The organism is Rhodococcus sp. TAF43, assembly GCF_052113525.1.
Taxonomy (GTDB): Bacteria; Actinomycetota; Actinomycetes; order Mycobacteriales; family Mycobacteriaceae; genus Prescottella.
Window position 1 is genome coordinate 31969 of record NZ_JBFRDL010000023.1, and the last position, 24457, is coordinate 56425.

Here is a 24457-nt window from a genome sequence, read left to right on the forward strand (position 1 = left end):
AGATTCGATGGTCGAGTTCCACATCAACCGTCGATCCGGGATCCCCGCGTACGTCCAGCTGGTGCTCCAGGTGAAACAGGCCCTACGACTGGGCGACCTGAAACCGGGCGACCGGCTTCCTACCGCGAAGGAGGTGGTCGCCGCCGTGACGGTCAACCCCAACACCGTGCTCAAGGCCTACCGGGAACTCGAGAACGACGGACTCGTCGAAGCCCGGCCCGGGCTGGGCACGTTCGTGACCCAGTCGCTGCTCAAACCCGGCATGGCCGAACGGCAGGCCCTGCAGGACGAACTCGCGACGTGGGCGCGGGCGGGCGCGGGCGCGGGGCTCGAACGATCGGACCTCGAGGCCCTGGTTGCAGCGGCATTGGACAGCGAATTCGGTGAGGACACAGGAGAGTTCACATGAGTGAGGCAGACAGCGCACTGACGGTGCGCGACGTACACAAGAAGTTCCGCCGCACGGAGGCACTGCGGGGCTGCTCGTTCGACGTCGAGCGCGGCAGCATCACCGCACTCGTCGGCGCCAACGGGGCCGGCAAGTCCACGCTCATGTCCATCGCCGTCGGCCTGCTCGAGCCGGACGCCGGAGAGGTGACGATCCTGGGACATCGACCCGGCCGGAACGGCATCRTGCCCGGGCTCGCCTACGTCGCCCAGCACAAGCCGCTGTACCGCGGATTCACGGTCGCCGACACCCTCCTGTTCGGCGAGAAGTCGAACACCCAGTGGGACAACGACTATGCGACCCGGCTCGTGACCGACGCCCAGATCCCGCTGTCGGCGCGCGTGAAGACCCTGTCACCCGGGCACCGCACCCGCGTCGCGCTGGCACTGGCACTGGGCCGCCGCCCCGATGTGCTCCTGCTCGACGAGCCACTGGCCGAACTCGACCCGCTCGCACGACGATCCGTCGTCCGCACGCTCATGGAGGACGCCGCCGAGCGCGGCACCACCATCGTGCTGTCGTCGCACGTCCTGTCGGAGGTGGCCGAGATCGCCGACCAACTGGTGATCCTCGGTTCCGGCCGGGCCCGGCTGACCGGCGCCCTCGACGACCTCCTCGAGGAGCACTATCTGCTCACCAGCGCGGCCGACCCGGCCGGCGTCGTCGGCAGCGGCTCGATCGTCGAGTCGCACCGGCACACCTACCTCGTGCGCGGCGCCCGTCCCACGCCCGGCGACGGCTGGCGCGTGGAACCCCCGAACCTCGACGACATCGTCCTGGCCTACCTGACCACCATCGACGAAGAGGCAGCATGATCTGGGTTACCTGGCGGCAGCATCGAACGACGATCCTGGCCGCGGTCGGTTCGGTCCTCCTGCTCGCGGTCGTCGCGGCGGTCTGTGGCCTCATCGTTCGGGGAACGAACAGCCCGGAGCCGTTCGGCAACTTCTTCGGCTGTGTTCCCGGTGACGGCTCCGCGGCGTGCTGGGCCGAGTCGACGCTCACGATGATCACGCTCGTCACCGTGGCTCTGCCCGTGCTGCTCGGCGTGCTGGTCGGCGTCACGGTCTTCTCCCGGGACATCGAGCACGGCACCCACGTCCTGGGGCTGTCCCAGTCCGTGAGCCGCGCACGTTGGTACTGGACCCGGGTGCTGGTCGTGTTCGTACCCGTGGTCCTCGCCATGGCCGTCCTCGGATCAGCACTCCAGTGGACCCGCACGGCGGCCGTCGGGCCGAACTTCGCCTTCGTATCGTCGAGCAGCTACTTCGGGCACTCCAGTCTCACCTTCCCGCTGTTTCAGTCCACCGGATTGATCGCGGGGGCCTACACGGCCCTGGCACTGATCCTCGGAAGCCTCGTCGGCCTGCTGCTCCGCAACACGCTCGGGGCGATGACGGTGACGCTGATCGCGATGGCGGCACTGCTGGTGGGGTTCCAGGTCGAGGCACGCCCGCAGTACGCGACACCCGTTGTGGAGTCGCAGCCGCTCGGATACAACCGTGCGGTCACCTACACGCCGGACACCGAGGCTGTCTGGACCTTGAGTTCGGGCTATGTCGACGCGGAGGGCCGCGGCGTGGACATGGACTACGCCGCCTGTAGCACGACCGGCTCCGAAAGCGGTTGGGAACAACGCCCCGACGAGACCTTCGCCGAGTACGAGTCGCGCCAGGACGCCATCTACGCCGCGCAGGACCGCGAGTTCACCGCCTGCCAGCGGGCCCAGGGCATCGACCGCTTCGAAACGCGCTACCACCCCGGCAGCCTGTTCCGCCGCTTCCAGTTGACGGAAGCCGCACTGACCCTCGCGCTCTCGGCACTGCTGCTGATTCCGTCGATGTGGGCGGTGCGCCGGCTCCGGCCCTGACCCTTCGACACGAGCAACACTCGAACAAACGCTCGGCACCCGGCCTCCCGGGTGCCGAGCGTTTGTTCGTCGGGGCAATCCGACAAATCACCCAAGGTGGACTCCTTGTGGCACTCAGGCGCTCAATAGCTTTGGTAACGAGTCGAATTCACCGGTACCGACACTCGACGACACCCGGTCGGCAAATGTCCCACTGGGCGGGCATGTGACTGGCGTCACGGTTTCGCGATCAGTGTGATGTGAGAGCGCCGTCGGCCGACCGAAGGTGCCACGGCGGGAACCTGCGCACCCGCCATCTCCGGAGATTTCACAGGACCCGAAAACATCTGGTCCCGTTGCTTATTGGTGTCTGAAAGGATTCCACGGATGGTCACCACCCCGACCGGCGGCCCTGCGCCGTCGCCCACCGACCCGTCGGGTCGGACCCATGAGGAAGGCTGGAGCCTCCGCCTCGTCCTCTCGCTGCTGTCGATCGTGCTTCTGCTCGAACTGCTCGCGGTCAGCTACATGATGATCTCGACGGCCCTGCCGCAGATCTCCGCGCACTACCAGACCACGCAGGGTGCATGGCTGCTGACGGCATTCCTGCTGGTCGGTGCCATGGCGGCGCCGCTCATCGGCAAACTCGCCGACATGTACGGCAAGCGCAAGATGCTGCTGGCCTGCGTAGGGATCGCGCTCGTCGGTTCGTTCATCTCGGCCATCGCGACGTCGTACGCGATGATGATCGCCGGCCGCTGCCTGGCCGGCCTGATGGTGCCGACCCTGTTCCTGAGCTACTCGCTGATCCGTGACGTGTTCCCGCAGAAGACCGTTGCGCTCGCCGTCAGTATCGCCACCAGCGGCATGGGCCTCATCGCGATCGCCGCGCCGTTCCTCACCGGCTGGCTGCTCGACGACTTCGGCTTCCGCTCCATCTTCTGGTTCTTCGTCATCTGCCTCGTCGTGCTCGGTGGACTGATCCAGCTCACGACGGCCGAGTCGAACGTGCGCCTGCGCTCGCGGATCGACCTCGTCGGCGCGATCCTGCTCGGCGGCGGTATCGCGGGCATCCTCATCGCGGTCAGCTTCGGCCCGTCGTGGGGCTGGACGGACGGCGGCACCCTGGCCTACCTCATCGGCGGCATCGTGCTCCTGGTCGGCTGGGTGGTGTCCGCCCGCATGATCAAGGAACCTCTCATCGACCTCGACGTGCTCGGCAAGCGTCCCGTGCTGCTCACCACGATCAGCGCCGGCGTGGTCTACGGGTCGTCCGGCCTGTTCACCATCCTGCTGCCGATGATGGTCATGACGCCGGCCCTGTTCGGCCTGGGCTACGGCTTCGGCGTCGATGCCGAGGGCTTCGCCCTGTACCAGGTGCCGATCGGCGGCGCCGTCGTCCTCGGTGGTCTGCTCGTCGGCACGCTGGTGGGACGCAACATGCGTCCGCGGCCGCTGCTGGTGACCGGCCTGCTGCTCAACGCCGTGGCCTTCGCGCTGATCGCCCAGACGCACGACACCAAGTCCATCGTCATGATCATCTGCGCGGTCTTCGGTTTCGGTATGGGCATGGGCTACGCCTCGATCCCGAACCTCCTGATCGAGGCCGTGCCGCCGCAACTCCAGGCCAGCTCCGCATCGATGGTGGGCGTCTCGCAGTCGGTGTTCCCTGCCGTGCTCCCCGTCATCGCCTTCGCGGTGATGAACAACTCGCACATCGTGCAGTTCCCGCCGGAGATCCAGGCGACCCTGCAGGGTGCCGTGTTCTACGACAATGCCGGATTCCAGGTGGCCTTCTGGATCGGCGCGGTGTTCGCCCTCGTCGGCGCAGTCGTCGCATTCCTCCTGCCGCGCAACATCGCTCAGATCGAGGTTCCGGCTTCCGCCACTCGCTCCACCCCGGACGGCGACGAACTGGTCGCCGCGGGCTGATCGTCCGACCGACCGGGGGTTCTCCACGTCCCTCAGTCGCAGAATCGAACTAACCCGGGAGCGGGATGGTGACACCCGGGAGGATCTGAATTCCCGGCGGCGGTGCGGGGGCCGGCGCCGGGGGAGGGGGAGCAGGCGCCGGCGCCGGGGGAGGGGGAGCAGGCGCCGGCGCCTGGGGGACGGGTGCCGGCGCCTGCTGCTGCGGTTGTTGCTGCGGCGCAGGTGCATTCCACTGCTGTTGGGGTGCGCCCTGCTGCACCGGCGCCTGCGGAACGGTCTGAGCAGGAGGCGTCCAGGCGGGCGCCTCCTGCGGTGTCTGTGCGGACCGCTGCCGCGTCGGGGCGGATTCGGTGTACTGCTGCTCGGTGGTGGTCGACGACCCGCCGCTCGCGGCGGGTGCGCGTCCCTGCTGACCGCCGGACTGCTGCACCGCTTGCGGTGCCTGGAACTGCTCGTTGGAGGTCCCGGCGAGCGCGCCGTCCATCGTCTCCTTCCAGATGTCCGACGGCAGACCCGCGCCGTATATCGCTCCGCCCCCGCTGGTCTCGATCGCCTTGCCCTCCGCGGTCCCCACCCACACGGCGGTCGACAGCGACGGTGTGAACCCCACCATCCAGGCGTCCTTGTTCTCGCCGGTGTCCCCCAACTGCGAGGTCCCGGTCTTCGCGGCCGACGGGCGACCGCCCGCCAGACCGTGGTTCCGCGAGTACGCCGCGATCGGCGTCATCGCCTGCGTGACGGTGTCCGCGATGGGCGGATCGATCCGCGGCTCACCGGCGGGCGGGGCGTGGTCGAGCAGCACCTGGCCGTCCGAGTTCACCACCTTCTGCACGAAGTACGGCTCGTGGAACGTCCCCGACGCTGCGAGGGTCGCATACGCGGACGCCATGTCTATGGGTCGGGTCTGGTACTGGCCCAACACGATTCCGGTCTCGGGTGGACCGCCGAACTGCGAGAGTGTCTCGTGGTCGAGACCGGGGATCTGCTTGGGGATGCCGGCCTGGTGCGCGGCGTCGGCGATCTTCTGCGCCCCGTTCTCCATCGACAGCGTCAGGCGGTAGTAGCTGGTGTTGAGCGACCGCTTGAGCGCCTCGGCGAGGCTACACGTCCCGCACGTCTCGCCTTCGACGTTCTTGATGGTGAGGTCGCCGACGGTGAGGGGCGCGCTGCTGAACTGCGCGGTCAGCGGCACCTTGTCCTCGAGTGCCGCGATCGCGCCGAAGACCTTGAACGACGAACCCGTCTGCAGCCCGGCCTGGGCGAAGTCGAACCCGGCGCCCTCCGCGCCCCCGTAGTAGGCCCGCACCGCCCCCGACCTCGGATCGATCGAGACGACCGCCGCCCGCAACTGGTCGGGCTGCTTGTCGAGGGTTCGGTTCACCGCGTCCACCGCCGCCTGCTGCGCCTTCGCGTCGATCGTCGTGGTGATCTGCAGCCCGCCGGTGTCGATGTCGCGTTGACTGATCCCGGCGGCAGCGAGTTCGCGGGCCACCTGCGTGCGGATCAGGCCCTCCGGCCCGGGCGCCACGTCGGCCGCCTGCATCGGCGCGACCGGCAGGACCTCTGGGAACTGGGTGTTCGCACGCTCGGTGGCGGCGAGCACCCCCATCTCGACCATGCCGTCGAGGACGTAGTTCCACCGCGCGCGCAGCCCGTCCGGATTGGTCACCGGATCAAGCGCGGACGGACTCTGGAGCACCGACGCCAGCACCGCGCCCTCCGCGAGCGTCAACTGCTCCACCGGCTTGCCGAAGAAGGCGTGCGACGCCTCCGCGATGCCGTACGCGTTGCGGCCGAAGTAGATGGTGTTGAGATACGCGCCGAGGATCTCGTCCTTGGACCACTGCCGGGCCATCTTCGCCGACACCACCAACTCGCGCGCCTTCCGGATCACGTTCCGATCGGTGCCGACCAGTGCGTTCTTGACGTACTGCTGCGTGATGGTCGAGCCGCCGCCGGCGCTGTCGCGGCCCAGCAGGTTGTCCCGTCCGGCCCGCAGGAACCCAGAGATCGAGTAGCCGGGGTTGGAGTAGAAGTCGCGGTCCTCCGCCGACAGCACCGCATTGCGGACGTAGCCGGGGACGGCGTCGAGCGGCACCTCGGTCCGGTTGCCCTCGGGCGGCACCATCTTCGCGACGACGCTGGAACCGTCCGAGGCGAGGATCGTGGCCACCTGTTTGGTCTGCATCTGCCCGGGGCTCGGCACGTCCGCCAGCAGATACGCCGCGGCAAGCAGGACAATCGGGACGATCACGACTGCCGCGAGGATGCGTATCAGCGTGCGGTGGCGGGATCGAGTCCCACGCTCGGGCCGCTTCGGTTTCTCGGGGTTCGTGCTGCTCGTGGACTTCACGCGCGCAACTTCCGGTCCGCAACTGGCGATCCGACGAGGCCCCCAACCGGGGTCGGTCGAATCCGGTCGTCCTCCGATCGTCGCATCTCACGGCCCGGACGGCACGCGAACGTCGATCAGCCGAGGACGGACCCGGCATACCCGGCGCACCCCGTCATCCCCGCGTTTTGCGCACTTATCGCTCCCGAACGRGCCCCCGGAGGACCGATAATCTCCAGGGGCTGACGGCCCCGCGGCGGCCTAGACAAGACGAGCCGTCATCTCAGCTCTTCACGCCGCCCGCGGTGAGACCGGAGACGATGCGGCGCTGGAACACCAGCACCATGATCACCAGCGGGATCGTCACGATCGTGCCGGCCGCCATGATCGCCGCGTACGGCTGCTCCCACGAGTTGGCGCCCGCGAAGCGCGCGATCGCGACCGTGACAGGCTCGGTCTTCTCCGTCGACAGCAGGCTCGCGAGCATGAACTCGTTCCACGTCGCGATGAACGCGAGGATCGCGGTCGTGAACAGCGCCGGCGCGGCCAGCGGCAGGATCACCAGCCGGAACGCCTGGAACCGGCTCGCACCGTCGATGCGGGCGGCCTCCTCGAGTTCCCACGGCAGATCCGACAGGAACGACGTGAGCGTGTAGATCGTCAGCGGCAGCACGAACGAGATGTTCGGGATGATCAGCGCCTGGTACTGGCCGATCCAGCCGAAGTCACCGAACAACTGGAACAGCGGCGTCATCAGCGCGACCGTCGGGAACATCGACGCGCCCAGGATGATGCCGGTGACGATGTACTTGCCGCGGAACTCGATCCGCGCCAGTGCGTACGACGCGAACACGCCGAGCAGCAGGCCGACGGCCGTCGTGACCACGCCGATGATCAGGCTGTTGACGATCGCGCCGAGGAAGTCGTTGCCCTTGTCCGTGGACAGCGCGGCGCGGAAGTTGTCGAGGGTCAGGTACGTGGGCCACGGCGTCGTGTCGAAGGTGTGGTCGACCTGCCGGAACGCGGTGACGACCATCCAGTAGAACGGCGCCAGACCCCAGATCAGGATGATCGCGACACCGAGGTAGGTGCGTGCCATCTTGCCGCGGTCGGTGCGTCGGCGCGGCTTGGCGAGCACCGTGGAAGTCTCGGCGTCGGCCGGGGGAGCGACGCGGGTGGCGACCGCTGTCGGCACCGACGAGGTGGGTGTCACGGCGTGGTCGTCGAGGTCGTCGGGCTTGCTGTGGCGTCCCATCAGCGATCAGCTCCCTTCCGCTGCTCGTCCTGGGTGCGCACCGCGTTGGCGCCGAGGAACTTCACCATCACGAACGCGACGGCGAAGATCAGCAGGAATATCAGCGTCGACAACGCCGACGCACTCTGGAAGTTGCCTTGCCGGATGTCGGCCATCACCAGGATCGACAGCGTCGTGTTCGGCGTCGCGCCGGACGTGCCGGACAGGATCGCGGGCAGGTCGTACATGCGCAGCACGTCGAGGGTGCGGAAAAGTACCGCGACCATGAGGGCGGGCTTGACCAGCGGCAACGTGATCTTGGTGAACCGCTGCCACGCGCTGGCGCCGTCGACCTTGGCCGCCTCGTACACGTCCTGCGGGATCATCTGCAGGCCCGCGAGGATGAGCAGCGCCATGAACGGCGTCGTCTTCCACACGTCGGCGATGATCACCGCGAACCGCGACGCCCACGGGTCGGTGGTCCACGCGATCGAGGTGCCGAGCAACTTATTGGCGATGCCGTTCTCGGCGAAGATGAAGAACCACAGCTTCGCGGTGACCGCCGTGGGAATGGCCCACGGGATCAGCACGCTCGCGCGGAGCAGGGACCGACCCCAGAAGGTCTTGCCCATGACCGTCGCCATCCACAGACCGAGGAGCACCTCGATCGTGACCGTGACGACGGCGAAGAAGATCGTGACACCGGCGGCGGACCAGAAGTCGTGCGCCAGGGTGCCGGGCGGGCACGTGCCGGCGCCGCCACCGCAGTCCTGCACCAGCCACTGCAGGTAGTGCTTGAAGCCGGCGAACCCGCCCTCGGTGAACCGCCCGGTGTCCGGGTCGATTCCCTTGTTCGCCTGAAAGGACAGGTAGACCGCGCGGATCACCGGATACACGATGACGACGGCCAGGATCACCATGGTCGGCGCGATCAGCCAGATCGGCCGAAAATCGCGTTTCTTACGTGGAGCGACCACCGGTGGTTCGTCATCGTGACCCGTGCGCGGCGTCCCGGGCCCATGCCCGGAAGCGCGACCGCCGTGGTCGGGATCGTCGATCCCGACCACGGCGCGGGCCTCGTCTGCTCGCCTCAGCCCAGCAGAGTCAGCCATCGTGCGTTACCTGATCTCTCGTGTTCGAACGGCGGTTACTTGGCCGCGTTCTTGATCGCCGCGGTCATGTCGGTCGCGGCCTGGTCGACCGTCACCTTGCCGTTGAGGGCGGCACTCGCGTTGTCCTGGATCGCCTTGGAGATGGCGGTGTAGTACGGCGTGACCGGACGCGGCTTGGCGTTCTCCAGCGCAGACTTGAGCGCCGGCAGGTACGGGTACTTGGCGATCAGGGCCGGGTCGTCGTAGACCGACTTCAGGACCGGCGGGAACGACGCGTCCGCGAACGACATCTGATTCTCCTCGTTCTGGACGAACGCGACGAAGTCACGCGCGGTCGCCTTGTTCTTGGAGAAGACGTTGATGCCGTTGTTGTAGCCGCCCAGCGTGGACGCGCCGGCGCCGGTCGGTCCGACGATCGGAGCRACTGCGACGTTGCCCTTCACCTTCGAACCGTCCTTCTCGGCGTTGTCCCACATGTACGGCCAGTTGTAGGCGTACATCGCCTCGCCGCCGACGAACGCGAGGTTGGTCTCCTCCTCGGTGAAGCCCGTCGAGCGCTTCGCGATCTGTCCGGCCTGGTAGGCGTCGACCATGGCCTGCATGCCGGCCTTGGACTGCGGCGAGTCCACCTCGGGGGTGCTGCCGTCGGCGCCGACGACCGCGCCGCCCCACGAGTTGATGAACTGCGTGGTGTTGACGGTCAGGCCCTCGTACTGCTTGAGCTGGGTGACCATGCAGTCCTGGACGCCCTTGTCCTTGGCGACCTGGCAGCTGTCGGTGAGCGCCTTCCAGTCCGCGGGGGCCGTGGGGGTGAGGTCGGTGCGGTAGTACAGCAGCTGCGCGTTGGTGTTCTGCGGCGCGGCGTACAGCGTGCCCCGGTAGGTCGCGGACTCGACCGTCGCCGGCAGCAGCGGCGCGGTGTCGATCGCGAGGTTGCCCTCGAGCGGCTGCAGCCAGCCGTTCGCGGCGAAACCGGCGGTCCAGACCAGGTCGAGAGCCATCACGTCGTAGTCGGCGTTGCCGGCCTGCAGCGACTGCTCCAGCTTGTTGCGCTGGTCGTCGGCCTCACCGGGCAGTTCCTTGAGGGAGACCTTCTCGTCCGGGTTGGCCGCATTCCACTTGTCGATCACCGGCTGCAGCTTGTCGGTGTCGTTCTTGCCCATCGCGAACGAGATCGCACCGCGGCCGTCGAGGTTCTGCTTGACGGCGTCGTCGACGCTGGCGCTGCCGCCGTCGCTGTCACTCGAGCAGCCGGCGATCGCGAGCAGCGCGACGGCCGAAGCCGCGACGGCAACCCGCGTGCGCGTCTTGAAAGAACGCATGGTCCACCTTTCAGATAGACGTCTCCGGCCCTCCACGGACGTGAACTCCGCCGGACCGAGGCATATGTCGCCGCTTACTCTGGCACGGACCGGGACAAATTTCGGTCATTACCCCCGGACTGGATCGGTAAGGGTCACCCGAGCCGGCGGCCGTCGGTGACCGAGAACAGATGCACCTCGGACGGGTCGACGTGCAGGTTCACCCGTTCACCACGGGCCGGAGGGTTGCGCCAGTCCGTCCTGGCGACAAAATTGTGCTCGCCGCGACCACCCAGTCCGGTACGTCCGTAGACGAAGGCGTCGGCGCCGAGTTCCTCGACGACGTCCACGTCGAGCGGGATGCCYGGGCCCCCGGCGGAGCTTTCCGTCACCGGCTCGAGATGTTCGGGACGGATACCGAGCACGACCTGACCCTCGGGGATCTCCGCGATGGTTTCACGGGAAACCGGGATCACCGCGTCACCCAACTGCACGCCACCGTCGGTGAGCGGCAACGTCAGCATGTTCATCGACGGCGAGCCCATGAATCCGGCGACGAACTGGTTGACGGGACGGCTGTAGAGCTCACGGGGCGGCGCGCACTGCTGCAGGATGCCGTCCTTGAGCACCGCGACCCGGTCGCCCATCGTCATGGCCTCCACCTGGTCGTGCGTGACGTACACGGTGGTGGTGCCGAGCCGGCGCTGCAGCTGCGCGATCTGGGTGCGGGTCTGCACGCGCAGCTTCGCGTCGAGGTTCGACAACGGCTCGTCCATGAGGAACACCTGCGGCTGCCGGACGATCGCACGGCCCATCGCGACGCGCTGCCGCTGGCCGCCGGACAGCGCCTTGGGCTTGCGTTCGAGGTACGGCTCGAGGTCGAGCATCTTCGCGGCGTCCTGCACGCGGCGCTTGATCTCGTCCTTGGGCGTCTTCGCGAGCTTGAGCGCGAAGCCCATGTTCTCGGCGACGGACATGTGCGGGTAGAGCGCGTAGTTCTGGAACACCATCGCGATGTCCCGCTCCTTGGGCTCCTGGCCGGTGACGTCGCGGTCGCCGATGAGGATGCGCCCGTCGTACACCTCCTCGAGCCCCGCGAGCATGCGCAGCGAGGTGGACTTGCCGCAGCCCGACGGGCCGACCAGCACGAGGAACTCGCCGTCCTCGATGTGCAGGTCGAGCTTGTCGACCGCGGGAGTGGTCGCGCCGGGGAACAGGCACGTGGTCTTGTCGAATGTCACCGAAGCCATGGTGGAGCGGTCCCTTCACCGGCAGGAACGTGCCGGACGATCCGAGTGAGGGTGCACGGATGTGCGGGCACAGCATAGGCGTCGCACGGGGCGTGCGGGGTCAGCCGTGCACCGGTCGCAGTCGTACGAAGTGGATGTGCCGGCCCGCCTCCTGGAAGTCGGCCTCGCTGCCGTCGACGTCGAAACCCATCGTGGTGCACAGCCGGAGGCCGAGTTTCGGGTGTTCGGTGCCGTACCGGGCCATGAGGTCGCCGCCCTCCTCGGTTCCGAGGAAGTCGGCCTCGACGTCCACCGTCCGGCGCCCCACCTGCACCCGCGCGCGTGGATGTGCGGTCAGGTTCCGGTACCAGTCCGACGTCGTCCCGAACCCGGCCGCAACGACGTAACCGTCGGGGGCGCCGTCACCGACCTCGTCGTGGTTGACGACCTCGAGCACCACCTGCCGCGTCTTGCCGCTGCGCCGGCCGAGATGTTCGAGGAGGAGGAACCGGTGCCCGAGCAGCCCGCCGAGATGCCACCGGTACAGCTGGATCGGCATCCGGAGGAATCGGCGTTTGAAGCCGGTGGGCGACGTCGGGCGTTCGTTGATCCGCACGCCTCCAGTGTGCTCCCCCCATCTCTGTGCGACGGGCCCATCACGGGGATACCGTGAGATGCGAGTCCCGGCGCGAAGGAGCCCCCATGACCCGACCTGTCCGGATCGGCCTGCAGCTGCAGCCGCAGCACGCCCCCGACTACGGCAAGATCCGCGACGCGGTCCTGCGCGCCGAGGACGCCGGGGCCGATGTCGTCTTCAACTGGGACCACTTCTTCCCGCTGTACGGCGATCAGGAAGGCGCGCACTTCGAGTGCTGGACCATGCTGGGCGCGTGGGCCGAGCAGACCGAGCGGGTGGAGATCGGCACGCTGGTGAGCTGCGCCGGCTACCGCAACCCGGATCTGCTGGCGGACATGGCCCGCACCGTCGACCACATCAGCGGCGGACGCCTGATCCTCGGGATCGGCGCCGGCTGGTTCGAGAAGGACTACGACGCGTACGGCTACGAGTTCGGCACCCCCGGATCCCGGATCAAGCTGCTGGGGGAGTACCTGCCCCGCATCACGGGACGTCTCGGCAAGCTCAATCCGGCTCCCACCCGGCACATTCCGATCCTGATCGGCGGTAGCGGCGAGAAGAAGACGCTGCGCCTGGTGGCCGAGTACGCCGACATCTGGCACGGGTTCGGCGATCGGGACGAGTTCGCCCGCAAGTCCGCGATCCTCGGCGAGCACTGCGGCGACGTCCAGCGGGACCCGCACGAGATCGAGCACTCCACGTGGTGGCCGGGCACGGATCTCGCGGCGGCCTACGTCGATATCGGCGTCACGCTGTTCACCGCCAACTGCAGCGGACCCGACTACGACCTGACCAGCCTGCGCGAGGCCATCGCGTGGCGCGACGAGCACACCCCACCGCAACTGTCCGGGCTCGCGTAGCCCGGGACGAAACCCCAGGGGGATTCGATGACCGCCGCCGACCGCCTCGGATCCCGAGCGGTGGCGGTGCTGCTGGTGGTACTGCTGCCCGTGCTGGTGCTGGCGGCGTGCTCGTCCGACAACTCGTCGACCCCGTCGGACCTGTGCTCGCCGCCCGGCCCCACGAGTGCCACGACCCTGCCGGCCAACCTGGACACCGCTGCCTCCGCGGCCGCGGAGGACAAGTACACGACCCCGAACACGCTGCCGCTCGGCAGCATCGACACGTCGAAGTTGAACCTGGTCAAACCCGGCACCCTCACCGTCGGCACCCTGTCGGACGCCCCGCCGAGCATCTGCGTCAACTCCCACAACGTCTTCACCGGCTTCGACAACGAGCTGTTGCGGTCGGTGGCCCAGAAGCTGGGGCTCGAGATCCAGTTCGTCGGCACCGACTTCGCCGGGCTGTTGGCGCAGGTCGCGGGTCACCGGTTCGACGTCGGGTCGTCGTCGATCACCACCACCGATGCCCGCCGCGAACTCGTCGGGTTCACCAACGGCTACGACTTCGGCTACTTCTCCCTGGTGGTGCCGAACGGGAGTGCGATCAAGGGCTTCTCGGACCTGAACTCCTCGGTGCGCATCGGGGTGGTGCAGGGCACCGTGCAGGACGACTATGTCGTCAACACCCTGCACCTCGATCCGGTGAAGTTCCCCGACTACAACACCGCGTACGCGAATCTCAAGACCGGCCAGATCGATGCGTGGGTGGCGCCGTCGCAGCAGGCGGCGGGCGCGATCGCGCCCGGGGATCCGGCGTCGATCGTGCAGAACACCTTCAGCCTCAACAACTATGTGGGCTGGGCGGTCGCGAAGGGCAACCAGCCGCTGCTCGACGCCCTGAACTCGGGGCTCGACGCGGCGATCGCGGACGGAACATGGGCGCAGCTGTACTCGGACTGGGTGCCGCGCGAACTGCCCGCAGGGTGGAAGCCGGGCAGCAAGGCCGCCCCGCCACCCGTGCTGCCGGACTTCGCGGCGCTCGCGGCGGAGAGGGGAAGCGAGTCCGAACCGGTCGCGGTGCAACCGAAATCGACGCTGCAGCAGCTCGGCGACACGTTCTTCAACTGGGAGCTGTACAAGCGCGCCTTTCCAGACCTGCTCCGCACCGGCCTCCCGAACACCCTGATCCTGGCGCTGTCGTCGGGCATCGCCGGCACGGTGCTCGGCATGCTGCTCGCGGTCGCCGGGATATCCCGGACCCGCTGGCTGCGCTGGCCCGCCCGGATCTACACCGACATCTTCCGCGGCCTGCCCGCGGTCGTCATCATCCTGCTCGTCGGCCTCGGCGTCGGACCGGTGCTCAAGGGGCTCACCGGGAACAACCCGTACTGGCTGGGCGCGGCGGCGCTGTCACTGCTGGCCGCCGCGTACATCGGCGAGATCTTCCGGTCCGGGATCCAGAGCGTCGAGCCCGGACAGATGGAAGCCGCTCGGGCCCTCGGCTTCTCGTATCGACGGTCGATGGTGCTCGTGGTGATCCCGCAGGGCGTGCGACGGGTGCTGCCGGCGTTGATGAACCAGTTCATCTCGTTGATCAAGGACTCCTCGCTGATCTATTTCCTGGGCCTGTTGGTGACCCAGCGGGAACTGTTCGCCGTGGGCCGGGATCTCAACGCCCAGACCGGGAACCTGTCGCCGCTCGTGGCCGCCGGCCTGTTCTACCTGGCGCTCACGATCCCGTTGACGCACCTGGTGAACTACATCGACCGGCGGCTGCGGACCGGACGCGCCGACACCTCGGGCACCCTCGACGACCTCGATCAGGCCATCGTGGTGGAGAGGGGCTGACGGAATGGGCGACATCGTGACCGAGTCGGTGTCCCTCACCGGGACCGGGCTGCACCTGGCGTTCGGCACCAGCAAGGTGCTGCGCGGGGTGGACCTGCACGTCGACGCCGGCAAGACCGTGACCGTGATCGGGCCGTCGGGGTCGGGCAAGTCGACCCTGCTGCGGGTCCTCAACCGGCTGCACGAACCGAACGCGGGCGACATTCTGCTGGACGGACGTTCGGTGCTGGCCGACAATCCGGATCATCTGCGCCAGCGGATCGGGATGGTGTTCCAGCACTTCAACCTGTTCCCGCACAAGACCGTTGCCGACAACATCGCCCTCGGACCCCGCAAGCTGAAGAAGCTGTCGAGGGACGCGGCGCGACAACTGGCGCTCGAACAGCTCGAGTTGGTGGGCCTGGCCAACAAGGCCGATTCCCGGCCCGGAAACTTGTCCGGCGGCCAGCAGCAACGCGTCGCGATCGCCCGGGCCCTCGCGATGAAGCCCCAGGTGATGTTCTTCGACGAGGCCACCTCGGCGCTCGATCCCGAACTGGTCAAGGGTGTGCTGGCGTTGATGGCCGACCTCTCGACCACCGGCATGACCATGGTGGTGGTGACACACGAGATGGGGTTCGCGCGGTCGGTGTCGGACACGGTGATGTTCATGGATCGGGGCGTCGTCGTCGAATCCGGCGTGCCCGACCAAATGTTCGACAAGCCCGCGACTCCCCGTCTGCAGGCATTCCTGTCCGAGGTTCTCTGAGGTGATCCGCGGATGGGGTTCGGACTTCGTGGTTCACCGAGGACGGGCAGCTCACACCCGGCGGCTGAGCAGGAGACACCCAACCTCCGATCGCTGTTGGCCCGCCGTTCACCCGGGCGTCGCCGACGGCTCGTTCCCGGCTTCTACGGTGCGTGCGTTGCCGACGCGTGTCGGCGTTTCCGTTTCCGACTTCGGGAGTCCACGGTGAGCCTCAAACCCCTCGCACTGTTCGTCAAGCACGACGGCATGTCCTCACGTGCGTCGATCACCTGCCAGTACAAGTGCGGAAATGCCTGTGCGCACGACGTTCCCAACGATTCGCCCGGTGAGTACTTCGGCGACATCGTGCGCGGCGCGGTCACCCGCCGCGGAGTTCTGCGGGGTGGCGCGGCGGCCGTCCTCGCGGTCGGCGCCGGCAGCGTGCTCGCTGCGTGCTCCGACGGCACCGCGACCGCCGCCCCCGGTTCGCTCGACACCGGGTCGCTCGGATCCGGTTCCGCGTCCGGCTCCGCCGCCGCCGGCACGAACTTCACGCCGGTCGCGCCCAACAAGCTGGACGCCCTCACGGTCCCGACCGGGTACGAGCAGTCCGTCGTGATCCGTTGGGGCGATCCGCTGTTCGCCGACGCGCCCGCGTTCGACTTCGACAACCAGACCGCCGCCTCCGCCGAGAAGCAGTTCGGTTTCAACAACGACTTCGCGGGCCTGCTGCCGATCGAGGGCCGCCCGCACGCGTACCTGCTGGTGGTCAACCACGAGTACTCCACCGAGCCGTTCATGTTCCGCGGCTACGACAAGGAGAACCCCACCGCCGAGCAGGTGCGGATCGGCTGGGCCAATCACGGCCTGTCCGTCGTCGAGGTGCAGGGTGAGGCCGGATCCGGCCGTCTCACACCGAAGTTCGGCTCGTACAACCGACGGATCACCGCCCTCACCGAGTTCACCGTGACCGGGCCTGCCGCGGGCAGCGCGCTGCTGAAGACGTCCGCGGACCCCACCGGCACCCTGGTGAAGGGCACGCTCAACAACTGCTCCGGTGGCCTCACCCCTTGGGGCACTGTGCTTTCCGGCGAGGAGAACTTCAACCAGTACTTCGCGGGAGCGGCCCGGGTGACCGACCCGACGGCCGCGGCGCACCTCAAGCGCTACGGCGTCGAGGGCGACGCGTCCGAGCGCAAGTGGGAGCGCGTCGACCCGCGCTTCGACGTGGTGGCCGAGCCCAACGAGGTGCACCGCTTCGGCTGGGTGGTCGAGGTGAACCCGTGGGATGCGTCGTCGACCCCGGTCAAGCACACCGCGCTGGGCCGGTTCAAGCACGAGGCCGCGACCATCCACGTCACCTCCGACGGCACCGTCGTCGCGTACAGCGGCGACGACGAGCGGTTCGACTACATGTACAAGTTCGTCTCGTCCCGCAAGATGCAGCCCGGCAACAGCCAGGCCGCGATGCGCCACAACATGACCCTGCTCGACGCCGGAACGCTGTACGTCGCGAAGCTCACCGGCGACGCGCCCGACGCGATCGACGGCTCGGGCACGCTGCCGCCGTCCGGTGTGTTCGCCGGTAAGGGGGAGTGGATTCCGCTGCTGCGCACCGGCGACGACGGCCGTGGCGAGTCGCTCGTCGCCGGCATGAGCGCCGACGAGGTGGCCGTGTTCACCCGCCTCGCGGGCGACAAGGTGGGCGCCACCAAGATGGACCGTCCCGAGGACTTCGAGCCCAACCCCAAGACCGGCAAGGTCTACGTGGCCCTCACCAACAACACCAAGCGCGGCGAGGAAGGCAAGGCGCCCGCCGACACCGCGAACCCGCGCAACAACAACAAGAACGGCCAGGTCCTCGAGATCGACGACCAGCACGCCGGCACGTCGTTCACGTGGAATCTGCTGCTGGTGTGCGGCGATCCCGCGACCGCCGACACGTACTTCGGTGGCTTCGACAAGTCGCAGGTGAGCCCCATCTCGTGCCCGGACAACCTCGCGTTCGACCCGCACGGCAACCTGTGGATCTCCACCGACGGCAACGCCCTCAAGTCCAACGACGGCCTGTTCTCGGTCGTCCTGGAGGGGGACCGCCGCGGCGAGACGAAGCAGTTCCTCACGGTGCCGATCGGCGCCGAGACGTGCGGCCCGATCGTCGACGAGAAGCGCGTCGTCGTGTGCGTGCAGCACCCCGGTGAGACCGACGGCGCCAGCATCGAGTCACCGTCGTCGCACTGGCCCGACGGCGGCACCGCGCAGCCGCGGCCGTCCGTGGTGGCGGTCTGGAAGTCCGGTGGCGGACGGATCGGCCTCTAGCCGCACCCGCGTCCGAACATGCAGATGGGGTGGAGGACTCGCGTCCTCCACCCCATCGCGGTGTCTTCGGTTACGCCTGTTCCACCGAGATTGCACCGGCCAGGTCGGCGATCGAGGGATTGCGTCGCAGCGTCTGCCCGCCGCTCACCTGCACCACCTGGCCCGTGACGAAGGCGGATTCGTCACCGGCGAGCCACGCCGCCACGTTCGCGACATCTTCGGCGACGCCGACCCGCCCGAGCGGGATCTCGCGAAGGTAGAGCGACCGGATCGGCGGGTAGTTCAGCCCGCCACCCGACATCGGGGCGTCCGCGACGCCACCCGGGGCAATGGAGTTCGCCCGGATCCCGCGGTGACCGTATTCGTTGGCGACACAACGGATGACGTGGTCGATGCCGGCCTTGGTACCCATGTAGGCGGCATGGTTCTCGAACATGATCGACGCGGTGACCGAGGAGATCTGGATGATCGAACCGCCGTCCGCCATATTCGCGACGAGTCGCTGGAAGAGTTGGAACGGCCCGGTGAACTGGACCGCCGCCATCTTCTCGAGATCCTCGCGCGTGGTGTCCTCGAACGGGGTCAGCAGACCCCACCCGGTCGCGTTGACGCCGACGTCGATGCGGCCGAGCCGCTCCAGGGCGGTGGCGACGAGCGCGTCCAGGTCCGACTCCGACGTGATGTCACACTGCTGCCACTGCGCGCCGATGTCCTCAGCAACGGACGCCAGCGCGTCCGGGCGCCGACCCGCAATCAGCACTGCGGCACCGTCGTCGACGAAGCGGCGGGCGATCGCGTGCCCGACGTTGCCGGGCGCCACCCCGAGCACGATTGCGGTCTTGCCGCTCAATTTCTTGGTCATGCCGGCCACTCTCCCCGAAAACGGGTCAGCGCGCGGTCAGCTGCCGAAGAAGTTGCGGGCGTACATGTTGATGTCGCCCATCGATCCGCTGTAGACGTTGAGGTCGATGGCGGCGTTGACGCCCGGGATCCGGCCGCTGTCGGTGTACTGCCAGAACGCCCAGTTCCGCCAGCCTCCCGGCAGTGGCCCGGGGGCGTTGCCGCCGTTGTAGTCCGCGATCCACAGCGGGTAGTTCGAGAACTCGGTGGTGTTGGCCATCGCGGTGCGCCAGAAGTTGGGGTACGTGTAGATGATCGGGGTGCGGCCGGTGAGACCCTGCACGGCGTTGAGGTAGCGGCGGGTCCAGTCGATCAACTGCGGTGCCGCGAGGCCTCCGGTGCTCTCGAGATCCAGGACGGGCGGTAGTCCGCCGATCTGGTTGACGGCGAGCGCGTTCGCCGCGAAGAACGCCGCCTGCGCCTCGGGCGAGGCCGACGGATCCGCGTAGTGGTAGGCGCCGCGTGCCACACCCGCGAGCCGCATCGCGATGGAATCCTGCGCGAAGTGCGGGTTGGTGTAGAACAGGCCCTCGGTGGCCTTGACCATCCCGAATTCGTACCCCGCCCCGCGCACCGCCGACCAGTTGATGGGAGCACCGTTCGGGTGCTGCCACGACGCCACGTCGACGCCCTGCGGGTTCGCCACCGCGACGGCGGGTGCTGCGACTGTCACCGCTCCCGCCAGAAGGAGGGCAGCGACACGCGGAAGGGATCGACGACGGTTCCTCGGCATTGCCCGAGACTAAACGACTTCCTCACCGCGCGCGCCGATTTCGATCCAGTGTTCATCTTCTCCCAGTCACTTCACAGGCGCGTTCGAAACCGTGTACTAACCGAGCCAGTCCAGCACCGCGGCCGCCGTCCACGACTGCTGCATGCTGCCTAGGGGTTCGCCAGTGAACGGCTCGTAGTATTCGGCGAAACTGCCGTCGGCGGCTTGCCGCAGCCCCTCCGCCCGCAACATCAACGACCGCTCCGCCCACCCGCGGCGCGCGAACGCCCACGAGAACAACCACGTCATCACCGGCCACACCGGGCCCCGCCAGTACTCGCGGGGCCGGAAATCGCGGGACACGGGCGACGTGGACGGCGGGACCGCGTACCGCAGATCCGGGTGCGTGCAGAAGCGGGGCCCCTCGAACGTGTGCAGCAGGGCCCGTTCGGCGTGGCGATCCAACCCGCCGCACAGCAGCGGTGCGAACATCGCGATCGTCTCGGTACCGATCCACCGACCGGTGCGCACGTCGAAGTCCCGCGCCGCGCCCGTCCGCTCGTCGGTCGTCGCCGCGACACCCTTACGGAAGTGGTCGGCCCAGTAGTGCAGTTCGCGGACATCGGCGTTGGGACGCGAATGCTCCTCCCCGATCACCGCGAGCACGTCGCACGCCAGCGCGAACACGGCACTGACGAACACGTCCTCCACCGCGAAGCTCATCTTCTCGGCCAGCGCGTCGTCGTCGTACCGGACGCTCTTCATCTCCTCGAGCAGCCACAGGTAGCGGTCGTACTCGCCGTTGCTGGGACGCTGCGAGACGTCGGTGACGACCGTGACGTCCTCGCGCCGGTACGGCGGGACGGGACCGGGAATCACGTTGGCGTAGGCGGCATCCCATCGGGGCGAATTGTCCATTCCGGACTCCCAGCCGTGGTAGAGCGTGACGCGGCCGGCGCCGTCGCGATCACGGGCGTGCGCGAGCCACCGGTGCCAACGCATCAGGTCCGGCCACCGCCGGTCCAGGAACTCCTCCGCGACCGCCCGGGTGGTCCGGCCGTGTCGCCGGGAGTGATCGAGGATCCGCTGCACCGCGATCGCGTGCACCGGCGGCTGCATGATGCCGGACGTGTCGATCCCGATCGGCGCGTACCCCGCCAGTTCCCGGCACGCCCAGCGCGCCGGCCCCGGGAAGTACCCGTCCACTCCGTTCGCGAACACGATGTGCGGGATCATTCCGTTGGCCCACTGCGCCGACAGCAACGTGTCGAGTTCGACGACGGCCCGTTCGACGGACAGCGGCGCGAGACCGACCGCGACGAACGCCGCGTCCCAGCTCCACATGTGCGGATACAGCCGCGGGGCCGCGGTCGTCATCGCCCCCAGGTCGTTGCCGCGCAGGAGGTAGGCGGCGCGGGCCGCGAGCTGCGTCGGAGTGAATCCGGGGTCGATCATCGTCCCATTCTGCGACTCACCCGGCGAACGCGCGCGTCCAGGTGAGCAGGTCGTCCGCCGGCCACGTGTTCACGACCCGATCGGCCTCGACGCCGCAGCGGATCGCGCGCTCGCACCCCAGCCCCTGCCAGGCCAACTGTCCCGGCGCGTGCGCGTCGGTGTCGATCGAGAACAGACACCCGATGTCGACGGCCAGATCGATCAACCGGCTCGGTGGATCGCGGCGCTCGGGCCGGCTGTTGATCTCGACCGCGACGTCGTGGTCGCGGCACGCCTGGAACACCTTCTCGGCGTCGAACTTCGACTCCGGCCGGTTACCGCGCTTGCCCTCGACGAGCCGGCCGGTGCAGTGGCCCAACACGTTCACGCGCGGGTTCCGCACCGCGCCGAGCATGCGCCTGGTCATCTCGCCGCGGTCGGCGCGCAGATGCGAGTGCACGCTCGCCACCACCACGTCGAGTTCGTCCAGAAGGTCCGAATCCTGGTCCAGCGCACCGTCATCCAGGATGTCGACCTCGATGCCGGTGAGGATCCGGAAGGGCGACAGCTCCCGGTTGAGATCGCGCACCATCGCGAGCTGGTCCCGCAGGCGCTCGGGCGACAACCCGTTCGCGACCGTCAGCCGCGGCGAATGGTCGGTGAGCGCGCAGTATTCGTGCCCGAGGCCGGCGGCCGTCCGCATCATCTCGTCGATGGGGCTGCCACCGTCGGACCAGTCCGAGTGCACGTGCAGGTCGCCGCGCAGCGCCGGCTGCAGGTCACCGCCGTACCCGATCGGCTCGGCCGCGTCACACAGTTCCCGCAGGTAGTCGGGGACGTTCCCGGACATCGCCTGCTCGACGATGGCCGCGGTCTTCGCACCCAGACCGGGCAGTCCGGTCCACCCGCCGCCGCGCTGACGCGCCTCCCGCTCACTCTCGGTGAGCCCCGCGACCACGTCCGCCGCCCGCCGATACGCCCGCACGCGGTACGTGTCGGCGCGGCCGCGCTCGAGCCAGAACGCGACCTCGCGCAGCGCCTGCACCGGGTCCGGGTTCGCCATGTCTCCATGGTGCCCCGCGAACCGCGGGGACAGGACCTATTCGTCGGTGACGGTCAGGGTGACCTCGATGTTGCCGCGCGTCGCGTTCGAGTACGGGCACACCTCGTGCGCCTTCTCGGTGAGTGCGAGCGCCTCGCCACGGTCCAGGTGCGGCAGCGAGATCTCGAGTGTCACCGCCAGACCGAAGCCACCGGAACCGTTGGGGCCGATACCGACCCGCGCGCCGACAGCGGAATCGGTGGTGTCGGCGTCGGCCTGGCGAGCGACCAGTTGGAGTGCCGAGTGGAAGCACGCGGCGTACCCGGCGGCGAACAGCTGCTCGGGGTTGGTGCCGTTACCGCTGCCACCCATTTCCTGCGGGATCGCCAGATCCAGGTCCAACCGGCCGTCGGACGTGCGGGCGCGGCCGTTGCGACCCTCGCCCGTGGCCAGTGCCTCTGCGGTGTAGACGATGTTCACGATGCCTCTTCTCGGTCGATGTCGAACTCGGTGGAGTGCAGATTTCGACCGACGCCCATGAGGACGTCGCGCAGCCGTCCGAGGTCCGGCCCGCTCAGGCCGGTGGCCCGTGCGAGACGGGCCGGGATGTCGGACGCCCGTGCGCGCAGTGCGGCTCCGGCGTCGGTGAGTCGGACGGTGACCCGTCGCTCGTCGCCGGCCAGCCGCTTCCGGTCGACGAGCCCGGCGACCTCGAGCCGTTTGAGCAGCGGCGACAACGTGCCGGTGTMGAGCTGGAGAGCGTCGCAGATCTCCTGGACGCCGCGCCCGTCCCGCTCCCACAGCACCAGCATCACGAGGTACTGCGGGTAGGTGATGTCCAGGTCGGCGAGCAGGGTCCGGTAGGCAGCAGTGGTGGCACGGGAGGCCGAGTACAGCGCGAAGCACACCTGCCGGTCGAGCGCCAGATCGTCAGTCACACCCCCGAAGGTAGACCACAATAATGTTGTGCACAACATAAATCTGCGCGCTGGGCTCGACGGTGCCATGCTGGAAGCAGAGTGCCGACTCTTCCGGCGCGAAAGGCATGACGATGAGGCATCAGRAGCACGAACAGCGCAATCGGATGCTCGTAGCGGCCGCAGCGGTCGCGGCCGGGCTACTCGGCGGTGCGATCACCGGATGCGACGACAACATCGACTCGAATCCTGGACTACCGACCACCAAGGACGAAACCGAAGAAACCGAAGAAACCGAAGAAACCGACCCCGAGGATTCGAGCGGACTGCAACAGACGAACTCCTTCGGCTACATCCCCGAACACGAGAGGACCTTCGAGACCGATCCGATCGGACCCGAGGGTGGCAATATCGAGAACGACCCGTTCGAATTGGGTGGTGGCTCGAGCCTCCCCGGCGGCAGCCGACTGCCCGCCGAGGCGACACTCACCACACCCACCGGTTGACGAGGGGCGATGTCATGACAGGACAGGAAGGCCGACGGGAACGGTGGCGGCTCGTGGTCGCCGCAGCGGCCGTGTCGACGGCCCTGCTGGGCGCAGGCGCGATCAGCGTGCTCGCCACTACCGAGGACGCGAACCAATCCTTCCCCCAGATGACCTTCTCCCAGATGCCGCAGACGACGACCGAGGACACGGGGCTGCAACAGACCGATTCCTTCGGCTACATCCCGCAACACGAGACGACGCTGCCGACCAACGGCAACGGCCCGGGCGCGCCGGGGCCGTTCGGCAACGGCCCGTTCGACAATCCGGGTCCGCCGCTGCCGGGCGGCCCGGGACTGCCCGCGCACGCCACCGTCGCGCCGACGCTCACCTCACCCGCGGGATGATCTTCGGTCTAACCTCGAGGGCATGTCCACACCGCACCCGACAGCCCTGATCACCGGCGGTAGCCGCGGCCTCGGTGCCGCGATCGCCCGCGAACTGGCCCCCACGCACCAGCTGATCCTCGGTGGCCGCAGTGCCGAATCGCTCGAACCGATCGCGGGGGAGTTGGGCGCGGCCCCGTGGCCAGTGGACCTCACCGACTACGCCGCGGTGGCCGAAGCGGTCACCGACATCGACCGACTGGACGTCCTGGTGCACAACGCCGGCGTCGCGGACATCGGAACCATCGAGGAGACGTCGGTCGACACGTGGCACCGGACGTTCGAGGCCAACGTCGTCGCGGTCGCCGAGCTCACCCGGTTGCTGCTGCCGGCGCTACGCGCCGCGAACGGGCATGTCGTGCTGATCAATTCGGGCTCGGGACTGCGCGCCAACGCGGGTTGGGGCGCGTACGCCGCCAGCAAGTTCGCGCTGCGCGCGTTCGGGGACGCGTTGCGACTCGAGGAGCCGACGCTGCGGGTCACGTCGATCCACCCGGGGCGCATCGACACCGACATGCAGCGCGCGATCGTCGCCTCCGAGGGCGCCGAGTACGACGCCGGCAAGTTCCTCACCCCGGAAACGGTGGCGGGTGCGGTCCGGAACGCCGTCGAGACGCCCCGGGACGCGCACCCCACCGAGATCGTGCTGCGACCGATGCCGAGTCAGCACTGACTGGCCGCTCCCGCACCTGCCTCGGATATYCACGACCA

The 24457-nt window shown here is 68.3% G+C and carries 23 protein-coding genes; 11 read left to right on the top strand and 12 right to left on the bottom strand.

Annotation, left to right across the window (positions count from 1 at the left end; all coding sequences use genetic code 11):
• Nucleotides 1-7 precede the first annotated feature (7 nt).
• From AB4Z09_RS15795 to AB4Z09_RS15810, 4 genes are all read left to right on the top strand, one after another.
• A complete protein-coding gene (locus AB4Z09_RS15795; protein WP_174914162.1) occupies nt 8-409 on the top strand; it encodes a GntR family transcriptional regulator in 402 nt (133 codons plus the stop codon).
• Nucleotides 406-1263 (top strand): ABC transporter ATP-binding protein, encoded by an 858-nt coding sequence (locus AB4Z09_RS15800; RefSeq protein WP_442240137.1) that lies wholly within the window; start codon nt 406-408, stop codon nt 1261-1263. The genes AB4Z09_RS15795 and AB4Z09_RS15800 overlap by 4 nt, the downstream gene beginning before the upstream one ends.
• On the top strand, nt 1260-2318 hold the full coding sequence (locus AB4Z09_RS15805; RefSeq protein WP_174914166.1) for an ABC transporter permease: 1059 nt from the start codon (nt 1260-1262) through the stop codon (nt 2316-2318). The genes AB4Z09_RS15800 and AB4Z09_RS15805 overlap by 4 nt, the downstream gene beginning before the upstream one ends.
• A 366-nt stretch (nt 2319-2684) precedes the next feature.
• A complete protein-coding gene (locus AB4Z09_RS15810) occupies nt 2685-4229 on the top strand; it encodes an MFS transporter (protein WP_442240138.1) in 1545 nt (514 codons plus the stop codon).
• Between the two features lie 49 nt (nt 4230-4278).
• On the opposite strand, the gene AB4Z09_RS15815 is transcribed toward AB4Z09_RS15810, so the two are convergent.
• The 6 genes from AB4Z09_RS15815 to AB4Z09_RS15840 form a co-directional block, all read right to left on the bottom strand.
• Entirely contained in the window at nt 4279-6612 is a 2334-nt protein-coding gene (locus AB4Z09_RS15815; protein WP_442240178.1) for a transglycosylase domain-containing protein, read from the bottom strand.
• Between the two features lie 232 nt (nt 6613-6844).
• Complete coding sequence (locus tag AB4Z09_RS15820; protein WP_174915045.1) at nt 6845-7660, bottom strand: carbohydrate ABC transporter permease; 816 nt, start codon at nt 7658-7660, stop codon at nt 6845-6847.
• Between the two features lie 155 nt (nt 7661-7815).
• Complete coding sequence (locus AB4Z09_RS15825) at nt 7816-8907, bottom strand: carbohydrate ABC transporter permease (RefSeq protein WP_174914173.1); 1092 nt, start codon at nt 8905-8907, stop codon at nt 7816-7818.
• A gap of 35 nt (nt 8908-8942) precedes the next feature.
• Nucleotides 8943-10229: an ABC transporter substrate-binding protein gene (locus AB4Z09_RS15830; protein ID WP_174914175.1), complete on the bottom strand. Its 1287-nt coding sequence runs from the start codon at nt 10227-10229 to the stop codon at nt 8943-8945.
• A 134-nt stretch (nt 10230-10363) separates the two neighbouring features.
• Nucleotides 10364-11458: an ABC transporter ATP-binding protein gene (locus AB4Z09_RS15835; RefSeq protein WP_442240139.1), complete on the bottom strand. Its 1095-nt coding sequence runs from the start codon at nt 11456-11458 to the stop codon at nt 10364-10366.
• 100 nt (nt 11459-11558) lie between these two features.
• Nucleotides 11559-12053 carry a nitroreductase family deazaflavin-dependent oxidoreductase gene (locus AB4Z09_RS15840; protein WP_442240140.1) on the bottom strand — a complete coding sequence of 165 codons (495 nt, stop codon included), beginning with the start codon at nt 12051-12053 and terminating at the stop codon, nt 11559-11561.
• 86 nt (nt 12054-12139) lie between these two features.
• Between AB4Z09_RS15840 and AB4Z09_RS15845 the strand changes: the two genes are divergently transcribed.
• The 4 genes from AB4Z09_RS15845 (at nt 12140) to AB4Z09_RS15860 (ending at nt 17810) form a co-directional block, all read left to right on the top strand.
• Nucleotides 12140-12934, top strand: a complete 795-nt coding sequence (locus AB4Z09_RS15845; protein WP_114720161.1) for an LLM class F420-dependent oxidoreductase — start codon at nt 12140-12142, stop codon at nt 12932-12934.
• 27 nt (nt 12935-12961) lie between these two features.
• The gene (locus AB4Z09_RS15850; RefSeq protein WP_442240141.1) at nt 12962-14764 is read left to right on the top strand and encodes an ABC transporter substrate-binding protein/permease; all 1803 of its coding nucleotides are present in this window, start codon (nt 12962-12964) and stop codon (nt 14762-14764) included.
• A 4-nt stretch (nt 14765-14768) separates the two neighbouring features.
• Nucleotides 14769-15512 (top strand): amino acid ABC transporter ATP-binding protein, encoded by a 744-nt coding sequence (locus AB4Z09_RS15855; RefSeq protein ID WP_174914181.1) that lies wholly within the window; start codon nt 14769-14771, stop codon nt 15510-15512.
• 204 nt (nt 15513-15716) lie between these two features.
• Complete coding sequence (locus AB4Z09_RS15860) at nt 15717-17810, top strand: PhoX family protein (protein ID WP_174914183.1); 2094 nt, start codon at nt 15717-15719, stop codon at nt 17808-17810.
• Nucleotides 17811-17880: 70 nt separating this feature from the next.
• Here the strand turns inward: AB4Z09_RS15860 and AB4Z09_RS15865 are convergent, their stop codons facing one another.
• The 6 genes from AB4Z09_RS15865 to AB4Z09_RS15890 form a co-directional block, all read right to left on the bottom strand.
• Nucleotides 17881-18672 (bottom strand): SDR family NAD(P)-dependent oxidoreductase, encoded by a 792-nt coding sequence (locus AB4Z09_RS15865; protein WP_174914185.1) that lies wholly within the window; start codon nt 18670-18672, stop codon nt 17881-17883.
• 36 nt (nt 18673-18708) lie between these two features.
• Nucleotides 18709-19443 (bottom strand): glycoside hydrolase family 25 protein, encoded by a 735-nt coding sequence (locus AB4Z09_RS15870; protein WP_174914187.1) that lies wholly within the window; start codon nt 19441-19443, stop codon nt 18709-18711.
• Between the two features lie 96 nt (nt 19444-19539).
• Nucleotides 19540-20877 (bottom strand): glucosylglycerate hydrolase, encoded by a 1338-nt coding sequence (gene ggh, locus AB4Z09_RS15875; RefSeq protein ID WP_114720168.1) that lies wholly within the window; start codon nt 20875-20877, stop codon nt 19540-19542.
• A 16-nt stretch (nt 20878-20893) separates the two neighbouring features.
• The gene (locus AB4Z09_RS15880; RefSeq protein WP_174914189.1) at nt 20894-21919 is read right to left on the bottom strand and encodes a PHP domain-containing protein; all 1026 of its coding nucleotides are present in this window, start codon (nt 21917-21919) and stop codon (nt 20894-20896) included.
• A gap of 36 nt (nt 21920-21955) precedes the next feature.
• The gene (locus AB4Z09_RS15885; protein WP_174914191.1) at nt 21956-22378 is read right to left on the bottom strand and encodes an organic hydroperoxide resistance protein; all 423 of its coding nucleotides are present in this window, start codon (nt 22376-22378) and stop codon (nt 21956-21958) included.
• A complete protein-coding gene (locus AB4Z09_RS15890) occupies nt 22375-22836 on the bottom strand; it encodes a MarR family winged helix-turn-helix transcriptional regulator (protein WP_442240142.1) in 462 nt (153 codons plus the stop codon). Before AB4Z09_RS15890 ends, AB4Z09_RS15885 begins: the two co-directional genes overlap by 4 nt.
• A gap of 113 nt (nt 22837-22949) precedes the next feature.
• Here AB4Z09_RS15890 and AB4Z09_RS15895 point away from each other — a divergent pair, with 113 nt between their 5' ends.
• From AB4Z09_RS15895 to AB4Z09_RS15905, 3 genes are read left to right on the top strand one after another with little or no spacing between them, the layout of a single operon-like run.
• On the top strand, nt 22950-23321 hold the full coding sequence (locus AB4Z09_RS15895; protein ID WP_442240143.1) for a hypothetical protein: 372 nt from the start codon (nt 22950-22952) through the stop codon (nt 23319-23321).
• Between the two features lie 14 nt (nt 23322-23335).
• Nucleotides 23336-23707 (top strand): hypothetical protein, encoded by a 372-nt coding sequence (locus AB4Z09_RS15900; protein ID WP_254622690.1) that lies wholly within the window; start codon nt 23336-23338, stop codon nt 23705-23707.
• A gap of 22 nt (nt 23708-23729) precedes the next feature.
• Complete coding sequence (locus AB4Z09_RS15905) at nt 23730-24419, top strand: SDR family oxidoreductase (protein ID WP_174914197.1); 690 nt, start codon at nt 23730-23732, stop codon at nt 24417-24419.
• Nucleotides 24420-24457: the final 38 nt, after the last annotated feature.